Here is an 8,523-nt window from a genome sequence, read left to right on the forward strand (position 1 = left end):
ATCTTGTACACAGCGCATGCAAGCAGTATACGCCTTACTTGATGGGATTAAACATTCTTCCGGTGCAAGTCGAACGTTAACAAGTTTGCCGTACTTATTGCAAAACACAGCAAGACCTACGAGTTCAGTCCTTATACTATTCTAGCAATGATTCAGGTTGAGACGAGTTCTACCTTTAATTCTAATCTCGTCGGTACTCACGGCGACACAGGGTTACTTCAGGTGCTCCCCGCCACACAGAGATATATGAAGATTAAGGGTAGCCTGAAAAATCCTTCAGTTAATATCGAGATTGGCGCTAAGTACCTTGCTTACACACAAAAGAGATTCGGTAATGACCTTGGCATCGTTGCGTGTACAATCAGAGCGAGGGCAACGTTAAACGGGGAGTGTACAACACTAAATATCTGTCAAAAGTAAACAAAGCACTGATGACAATCAAAAGGTAGCTACACAAGATATGTTACTAGCCCATAGCGACTCCCCTGTATTGGTAGTAACATACCGGGAAAGGGAGTTGTCGCTATGGCTAATAAGCACTTGAAAGATATAATCCGAGAGACCACAGAGGTCTTGAAGGAGGAATCCCACCAGCACGGAGCACTTCATGAGATTCACCCGAATGATGTTGAGCGTGTTTTGCGGAGAGGTCTCGATACTATTCTCGAAAACTTGGTTCAAGGTAACAGAATCTATCTTATCAATTCCTTTAATCTCGAACCCAAGGACTATGACGCAAAGTATGTCAAGAATCCTCAGACCGGAGAGCCGATGGTCATTGAACCATATCGAGCAATCCTTATCAAACCGTCTGAGTCTGCCAAAAAACGACTCAAGGTCGGCAAGAAAACCTATCCGCTGAAGTAATAGAAAGACCCCGAAAGGGGTCTTCAGATTGTCGAGAAACCCTGTACTTTTTTCAAAGTACGGAGTTTCTCATATTTTAAGTGGTCGGTTTAAAAAGGAAATAGGGGAGATTACCCCCGTTTTTCCAGGCGATCCATGTGGATCGCCATCTTCTTCATGTTCTGCACAGCTGCCGTCATCAGGGCCTGTTCCCTGACGTTTTGCAGTCCGAACAAACGGCAATAGCGAAACCCATGGAGCTCTTTAGCATCCGCGAAGCTTCGCTCAATCGTCTCTTTTCGTTTTCGGTAGAGATACTTCCCGGATCGACTGAGCCGGTTGCCTCGCACCCACTCTTTGCTGTCCTCCCAGACATGACGGGTCACCACTTTTCGGTGGTTTCGAGATCGTGTGCATTCGTTTAATAACGGGCAATTCTTGCAATGCTGTGGATCAGAGGTGTACTGTCGGTATCCCTCGCGGTTGGTCGTTCTATACGGTAATTCGTGCTTTGCCGGACAAACATAAATATTGCGCTGTGCATCATATATGAACTTCCATTTGGGGAATAAACCTTGGGTCGGGTGAAATCTTCGGTGAGCAATAACGGCAAAAATATTTCGGCTTTGCAGCCCTTTGCAGATGGGTGAAGTCAAGTACCTCGAGTCCAGAGCAACGGCTTCTACTTTAAAACCAAATCGTTGTTGTTGACGATCCAAACGGGACAAATACGGTATAGAATCATGGACATTTCCAGAGGTCACATGTACATCCGTAATCATGTTGTATTTCAAATCCACAGTACGGTGGTCTAAGTAGAAAAATCCTTCCGGCTTCCCATCACGTATCATATAACCGCTGTCAGGATCTGTTGTGCTTACTTTAATTTCCTTTTCCTCTATCACGTCCTCTCTAGGTTTTAACGCTTTTTTCCATGTGCATTCCGGTCGGCCTCTACGGCAGCATTAAATTCATTCACATAATCACGGGTGTTTTGTAGAACCTGTTCTTTGGTGTACTTATGCTTATTCGCATTCGCTTTAACGTGAGTTGAATCGGTAACTAAGACACGTCCGCCTACCATACGGTGCTGAATCGCTTGTAGCACAATCCCGTCAAAGATCTCCTGAAAGATTCCGGTGTCTTTAAAACGAGTACGCCGATTCCAGCTAATCGTAGAGTGGCCCGGTACGTTGTCGGTGAGACCTAACCCCAAAAACCAGCGGTAAGCGAGGTTGGTCTGAATTTCACGTTCGAGTTGGCGTTCGGAACGGATACCATAAAAATAACCAAGAAAAATCATCTTAAATAACACGACAGGGTCGATCGCAGGCCGACCGTTATCCGTACAATATAGTGGACGAACCTTTTCGTCGATGAAAGAAAAATCGATATACTTATCCACTTTACGGAGCAGATGATCTTGAGGAATCAGTTCTTCAATGGAAACAAATTCGTAAGCCTGTTGTTTTTCTCGATTCGAACGCAACATATTTGTACACCCTTCCGCACGTTTATTTACTAATATTATACAATATTAACGCGGTGTCGTGTTGAATTAAATGAGAAAAAAAATAGCTGTCGAGACTTTCTCGACAGCCTGAAGATCCCGAAAGGGGTCTTTTTTTTTTTTGTTCGCATCTCATACCATACATAGCGCGACTACTAGAGTATGAAGCAAATAACACGGTTTAATACCGGAAGGAGATGGGATAAATGAGTGTTGTTAATACCCCCGAGATAGCCGATAACGAATTGGATATTGAGGTAACAGATGCCCAAGCCACAGGCAACCACAAGAAAATCAAGACGATGGATGACACTGTGTACAAAGCATTTATGGAGAGAAACGGCTTCGCAAAACCTCAAGGACCGAAATTGAAGTGGAGCGATTTCAAAAAAATTCTTACAGTCAACGAGGATGGTGTCGTGGTTACTGCAGATGGTGAGGTAGTGAACTTTTTGAAAGCTGCACAAGAAGACAGAAAGTTCGAGGTGAAGTAATAGTGCTGAGTCCCAACTACCTACATCTTAGGCAAGACAACCTGAAGGATATGCACAATATAGAACTCTTGAAAGCATGTAAAGAAGATAGAGAACTCATGGGCGAGTTCTTGAAAGCTAATAGAGACTTTATCTTCTCGATCATCAAGCATTTTAAAGGGAGTGTCGAGGAACTTGTTTCAAAGTTTCGTATCACCGAGGACGAACTGTACCAACACGCGTGTATCGGCATACTCACATCTATTAGAGACTTTGACTTTGATAGGGGCATTAAGTTTACGACCTTTGTCGTGCGCCCCATCCTCTGGGAAATCAATCAACTTCTTTATAGTGACTCTCAGTCTGTCCGGTTAAGTCGTGGTGCAGTTGACCTCATTAAGAGGATGGCCGAGATTGAGGGATCTCTTGGGTATCGCCCCGCCGAGGATGAAATGTCCGAACTGCTTAAGGTGACTGTCGAACGCTATCGAGAGATTGCGATGTTCAGTGATGAACTTGAGCACTACGACGGTATGGAAAACTTCGAGTTCGCCAACAAGGACGAGAGAAGTATTGAAGAAGAAGTTACCAATCGTCTCTATGTAAAGCAATTACTAGAAGACCCTATGTTCACGGATTTCGAGAAGAAGGTCATGTGTTTAGTCTTGGAGGACGCAAGCAACAACAATACACAGATTGCGGAACGTCTTAACGTTTACCCGATGACGATTAACCGTACCTTGGCTCGAATTAGAAGTAAAATCGAGAGCCGTAAGTCTGACGTAAAAGAAGAGAAAACCAAGATTCCTTCCAAGTATGAACGGGAGATATCCATTCTCGCTCAGGAAACCAAGGAGCGTAATGAGAACCTCTGCATCGAAGATATCACGGAACTGCTTGAGGTCTGTGGTTACGACACCTCCACCTACTCGACAAGGGTTCTCTATTATATCCGTCAGAAAGCCAGCCAACAAGGTGCTTAAATCAATAGCAAACATCGTAAAAGGCATTTTCGTTAAAAGGTAACCCTGCAAGCACCTACTTACAGGGAACTGGTTGAACAACTGGCTTGGGCTGAACATGAAGTGACACGAAGGATGCTTTACTTGGTCTTCAGTTTCGACTGCAACACGGTGTACTGACTATGGAAAATATCGCTCAGGATGCGGAAGCAATCATTGCTCATTGCTCATCACCAAGAGCTTCTTACTAAAGCCAAAGCTCACCGCAGTGACTTCCATGGACAAGTTGCCCAAGTCGAGACCGCATTTAAGTTGGTTGACGGTCTGAAGACTGCTGTGGTGACTCCCGAAGAGGGTCTCAACTAATCCCTGAAGGGAGGTGAGAACCACATGGCAGACATTATCGTATCTGCGAAGTACGCTGTAGGTGACAAGATTATTGTCGGAAATGAGACGAGTAACCACATGGTCTAATACATCGTGAAAGTGCTGACGATTAAGAACATCGTACCGGATGTTGATGAAGCTGGAAACGACATTATCACATACATGGTTGAAGTCTACTCCCCAACAAACACGGAAAATGCGAATGGACGTTAAGGAGGATGGCTTGCAACCACTCGAAGCCTTCACTGAAGCATTCACAAACTACTAAGTAAGGAGGCGTATTTATTTACCCATAATCGGAGGAATTGTCAAATGACATCATTAAATTTTATGCACCTTGGTGCGTTCCATGTAAATTAATTGCTCCAACACTCTCTAAGGTTACTGTCGAGCGTGGATTGATGTTGATTCTACTATCGGTGCTGAGGCTGCTTCCAAAATCGGGGTTATGAGCGTTCCTACGGTGGTCTTTAAAAGAAGGCAAAGAGGTAGGGCGTTTCACTGGCAATGCACCTGAGCACGTGATTACTTCCTATGTAGAAATAGCAATCCACGCCTAATAGAAAGGGGAACGAATATGAGAGAACGAGACTATCACGGCTGGAACATTGAGGTATATGACAACCAAACTTTCCTTTTAGGGGCTAACTTCAACACTAACGACCACATGGGCAAGAGAAATATCTACGTGTGCTTGTACTTCGGTAAATGGACAGTAACTATCGGAAAGTTCTATAAGTTCCCGAATGATTACGGTGACGAATGAACCTGACTCTTTATTACAGCAACGACTGCGGTCACTGCCGACGCTTCCAGAAGACTCTCGACAAGATTGCTCAGGAACGACAGCAGGTCAGCGTCTCTAGGATTGAGTATGATCCTTCCATTCACACGGAAGTAAAGTTCATCCCGACAGTGGTTGTAAGCCACGGAGAGAGAGAACTAGGGCGTTTCAGCAGTGCTCTAGCAAAGAAGACAATCGACGCTTGGCTAGACCAATTAGAAGAATACATTAAATTTTACTTAGGGTAATAATACATGTTTGTCTGAAAAAGGTACTAGCGTTGGCATCCAGATCAATCCCCATATAATATAAGAAGTAATGTAATAAATTCACTTAAGTGCAAGGTGAACTTAAAATGCTTGCATTAAAAGTCTTGATACTCAAGGCTTTTTTTGTGAAAAGAAAACCATACGCTATGCGTATGGTTCGGGATAGTTTTCAGCGATGTATGAAAAAAAATTCCTCCTAATGTTACAATAAATTTGGTTCGCCAACCGAATTTATCGACAATAGGAGGAATACAGATGTCATCTGATGTGAACAGTTTAGCACATACAAAATGGAATTGTAAGTATCATATCGTGTTTGCGCCAAAGTACAGACGCCAGGTTATTTACGGGAAATTAAAACAGGATATTGGGAAAATACGAAGACAACTATGTGAGAGGAAAAACGTGGAGATTATTGAGGCGGAAGCATGCAAAGACCACATTCATATGTTGGTGAGCATCCCACCGAAGCTTAGTGTATCAGCGTTTATCGGATATTTAAAAGGAAAGAGCAGCTTGACGATCTTTGACCGACATGCAAATTTAAAGTATCGATACGGGAATCGGAAGTTCTGGTGTAAAGGATTTTACGTGGATACCGTTGGAAGGAACAAGAAAGTGATACAAGAATATATCCAAAACCAATTGCAGGAAGATATTGTCGCGGAACAAATAACAATGGCGGAGTATATTGATCCGTTTACAGGAGAAGAAACAAAGGAACTACGAAAGAAGAAATAGAGGACCCCTTTAGGGGTAGCCGAAAAAGTAGTGCGTTTGGCGAACCTTCAACGCCCTTTTAGGGCTGGCCAGTAACAAAGGCTTTCAGCCGCAGAACAAACCACCCGTTATACAGGTGGTTTTGATTTTTCCTAAAACAGGCATTTGTGTAAGGGGATAATGCAGTGTCCAATCATTCTAAATTTTAATAGAGTACATTATATCTAAATTTAGGAGGAATGGTAATGGCAGATTCAGAGTGTAAGCAAAATGCATCGGGACTTTGCTCTGAGACCGAAGAAAATACGACTACCGCAAGCGGGTTTGCTTCTCACGCGGAAGGATACCAGACGACAGCAAGTGCATCAGCAGCACATGCGGAAGGGTATCAGAGCAATGCCAGCATGGATTCAGCTCATGCTGAAGGAAGCCACACTCGCCTCGGGAGCTGCATCTCACGCAGAAGGGTATATGACGCTGGCTACATCGATGCGGCCCATGCTGAAGGAGCTTATACAACAGCATCCGGTTAGGGTCCCACGCCGAAGGCTACCTTACCGTTTCCTCAGGGCACGCTGCCCATGCCGAAGGTCAATTTACTGTAGCTAGCGGAAATAATGTTCACAGTGAAGGGTCTATGACACAGGCTATCGGCTTGAACTCCCATGCCGAGGGGCAATCATGGGCAAGTGCTCAGTATGCCCATGCCGAGGGAAATAGCACAGCGGATGGGTATGCTGCTCATTCAGAAGGATCCGGAGCAAGAGCGAGTGGTGTTGGTTCTTATGCAGAAGGAGGAACTACTAAAGCCTTTGGGAATTTTTCTCATGCAGAAGGCGGCGTTACAACTGTTCAGTCGGACCACCCTTTTTCACATATTATGGGATACGCCGGTCAAACTTTATATCCTATCTCTTGGCATCTGGCCAATGGTTTAGAGGGTTCTAGCCCAGGATTAGCCGCCGTACTCCAAGGTTCAACCTGTGATCTGTATATTGATGGAACTGTTATGTCACCTGCTGCGGATTACGCCTAAATGTTTGAAACCCTAGATGGGCAGCCGATTGAACCGGGATATTTCGTAACAACGGTTGGTGAAAAAATTAGGAAAGCAACAAACAGAGATGACTATGTTGCAGGTATTGTCAGTGCGAGGCCGTCATTTATAGGGGGAGCCAGCCACCTAAATTGGATTGGCAAATATGAAACAGACGAATGGGGCAAGATCCAATACGAAGACAGAGTGGTTTCGGAGCAAAAGGATGAGCGAGGAGAGGTTATAGTACCAGCTTATACAATCAACAGTGCTGTCATTAGCACCTCTTATGATCATTCACGCGAGTACGTCTCCCGTATAGATCGAATGGAATGGGTAGCCATAGGAATGATGGGTAAGCTCCTTGTGAGGGATGATGGAACCTGTCAGGTGGATAGTTACTGCCGACCTAATGATGAAGGAATTGCAACTGCTGCTACTGCAGGGTTCCGATTATTAGCAAGAACAGGAGCCAACCAGATTAAAGTTCTTGTCAAATAAACGGAGCTTGAAATATTTTTAAATAACTATAAGTCCAGTCTTCCAGAAGATTGGCTTTTTTGTATTCTTGGATCGTCACATTGACGGTGTTTAATCTTTTGACGATGAAAAGATAAAGGGCTTAGTCGCATCAATTGACAGGCCAAACAGGACGGACAAAACTTGTCAGAAACGAAGAAGATTACAGTTGGATTAAGATTGAAGAGATAATTGCAGCTACTTTATAATTAGTCGAGCCAGGGATTATTCGAAGGCTTGATTTCTTTCTTCTATATATAGTAACTTTTAAGCAATTTTATTTTGTAAAGCCGTAGTATTTGATTCATATAGCTTTATAGGGGGACGTCCCCCAAACGTCCCTCAACTTATGAAAACTTATGATCAAATTTGAATGTGCTATTCTGTATTTATCCCTAGAAATGCCCGTTTTTATTGAGATATGCGAACATATGAAACCAACGTACATAAACAGTACACAAGTCCACCAATGGGAACGCGATCAATATATCACGTTGTACTAATAGCCGAATCCCTTGGCGCTCTTGAAGTGCACCCCTTAGAATAGACATTGGAAAAACCCCTAGGTTTAACCGATGAAATTCTAGGGGGTGCATTTTTTATGGCGATAAAGGGACAAAAGTTTAATACCTATTCGGAGAAGATTAAAAAAGAGGCCATTCGTCTACATATTGTTGAAGGATGGACTTATCGAAAGATTAATGAACATTTGGGGATTCATGACCCGGGACGAATGAAGAGGTGGATGCGAAAATACCGTGAGCAAGGCGAGTTCGGACTGATGGATCAGCGAGGTCGCCGAAAAGAATACATGGATCAAGACCGCTATGTGCAAAACCTGAAACGGGAGAATGAATTGCTAAAAAAGTGCTTGGTAACCTGGAAGGAGGAAGCAAACAAGAGAGATTTCAGATCATGGAAAAAGTAGCGGCATACGGTGATATCCAGAAACTCTGCCATGTGTTTGGCGTGTCCCGGAGTGGGTTTTATGCCTATGTAAAACGTAAACGAATCGAT

The 8,523-nt window shown here is 43.8% G+C and carries 13 protein-coding genes; 12 read left to right on the plus strand and 1 reads right to left on the minus strand.

Translation table 11 applies throughout. The features are described 5' to 3' along the window. The first annotated feature begins 96 nt into the window (after window positions 1-96). Both P5G61_RS12550 and P5G61_RS12555 read left to right on the plus strand, forming a co-directional pair. Complete coding sequence (locus P5G61_RS12550) at window positions 97-420, plus strand: lytic transglycosylase domain-containing protein (RefSeq protein WP_435874145.1); 324 nt, start codon at window positions 97-99, stop codon at window positions 418-420. Window positions 421-525: 105 nt separating this feature from the next. Continuing rightward, window positions 526-867, plus strand: a complete 342-nt coding sequence (locus P5G61_RS12555) for an HU family DNA-binding protein (RefSeq protein WP_301246745.1) — start codon at window positions 526-528, stop codon at window positions 865-867. A gap of 110 nt (window positions 868-977) precedes the next feature. Here the strand turns inward: P5G61_RS12555 and P5G61_RS12560 are convergent. Continuing rightward, a protein-coding gene (locus P5G61_RS12560) for an IS1182 family transposase (protein ID WP_301246747.1) occupies window positions 978-2,338 on the minus strand; the annotation gives its coding sequence in 2 pieces (ribosomal slippage) (window positions 978-1,771 and window positions 1,771-2,338; 1,362 coding nt in all). A gap of 224 nt (window positions 2,339-2,562) precedes the next feature. Here P5G61_RS12560 and P5G61_RS12565 point away from each other — a divergent pair. From P5G61_RS12565 to P5G61_RS12600, 10 genes are all read left to right on the plus strand, one after another. Further along, window positions 2,563-2,850 carry a hypothetical protein gene (locus P5G61_RS12565; protein ID WP_301246749.1) on the plus strand — a complete coding sequence of 96 codons (288 nt, stop codon included), beginning with the start codon at window positions 2,563-2,565 and terminating at the stop codon, window positions 2,848-2,850. Between the two features lie 2 nt (window positions 2,851-2,852). After that, a complete protein-coding gene (locus P5G61_RS12570; RefSeq protein WP_301246751.1) occupies window positions 2,853-3,812 on the plus strand; it encodes a sigma-70 family RNA polymerase sigma factor in 960 nt (319 codons plus the stop codon). Window positions 3,813-3,992: 180 nt separating this feature from the next. Then, window positions 3,993-4,157, plus strand: coding sequence for a hypothetical protein (locus P5G61_RS12575; protein WP_301246753.1), 165 nt, complete (start codon window positions 3,993-3,995; stop codon window positions 4,155-4,157). Window positions 4,158-4,483: 326 nt separating this feature from the next. Then, window positions 4,484-4,630 (plus strand): thioredoxin domain-containing protein, encoded by a 147-nt coding sequence (locus P5G61_RS31925; protein ID WP_363325741.1) that lies wholly within the window; start codon window positions 4,484-4,486, stop codon window positions 4,628-4,630. A gap of 310 nt (window positions 4,631-4,940) precedes the next feature. Next, window positions 4,941-5,210, plus strand: a complete 270-nt coding sequence (locus P5G61_RS31930) for a thioredoxin family protein (protein WP_363325742.1) — start codon at window positions 4,941-4,943, stop codon at window positions 5,208-5,210. Between the two features lie 276 nt (window positions 5,211-5,486). Then, window positions 5,487-5,972: an IS200/IS605 family transposase gene (gene tnpA, locus P5G61_RS12580; RefSeq protein ID WP_301246754.1), complete on the plus strand. Its 486-nt coding sequence runs from the start codon at window positions 5,487-5,489 to the stop codon at window positions 5,970-5,972. Window positions 5,973-6,196: 224 nt separating this feature from the next. After that, entirely contained in the window at window positions 6,197-6,484 is a 288-nt protein-coding gene (locus P5G61_RS12585) for a hypothetical protein (protein WP_301246755.1), read from the plus strand. Between the two features lie 104 nt (window positions 6,485-6,588). Then, complete coding sequence (locus tag P5G61_RS12590) at window positions 6,589-6,987, plus strand: hypothetical protein (RefSeq protein ID WP_301246756.1); 399 nt, start codon at window positions 6,589-6,591, stop codon at window positions 6,985-6,987. Then, entirely contained in the window at window positions 6,988-7,488 is a 501-nt protein-coding gene (locus P5G61_RS12595) for a peptidase G2 autoproteolytic cleavage domain-containing protein (RefSeq protein ID WP_301246757.1), read from the plus strand. It abuts the gene before it with no gap. A 619-nt stretch (window positions 7,489-8,107) separates the two neighbouring features. Then, window positions 8,108-8,434: a helix-turn-helix domain-containing protein gene (locus P5G61_RS12600; RefSeq protein WP_301246758.1), complete on the plus strand. Its 327-nt coding sequence runs from the start codon at window positions 8,108-8,110 to the stop codon at window positions 8,432-8,434. Window positions 8,435-8,523 lie beyond the last annotated feature (89 nt).

This window comes from Paenibacillus vandeheii (genome assembly GCF_030433635.1).
Taxonomy (GTDB): domain Bacteria; phylum Bacillota; class Bacilli; order Paenibacillales; family Paenibacillaceae; genus Paenibacillus; species Paenibacillus vandeheii.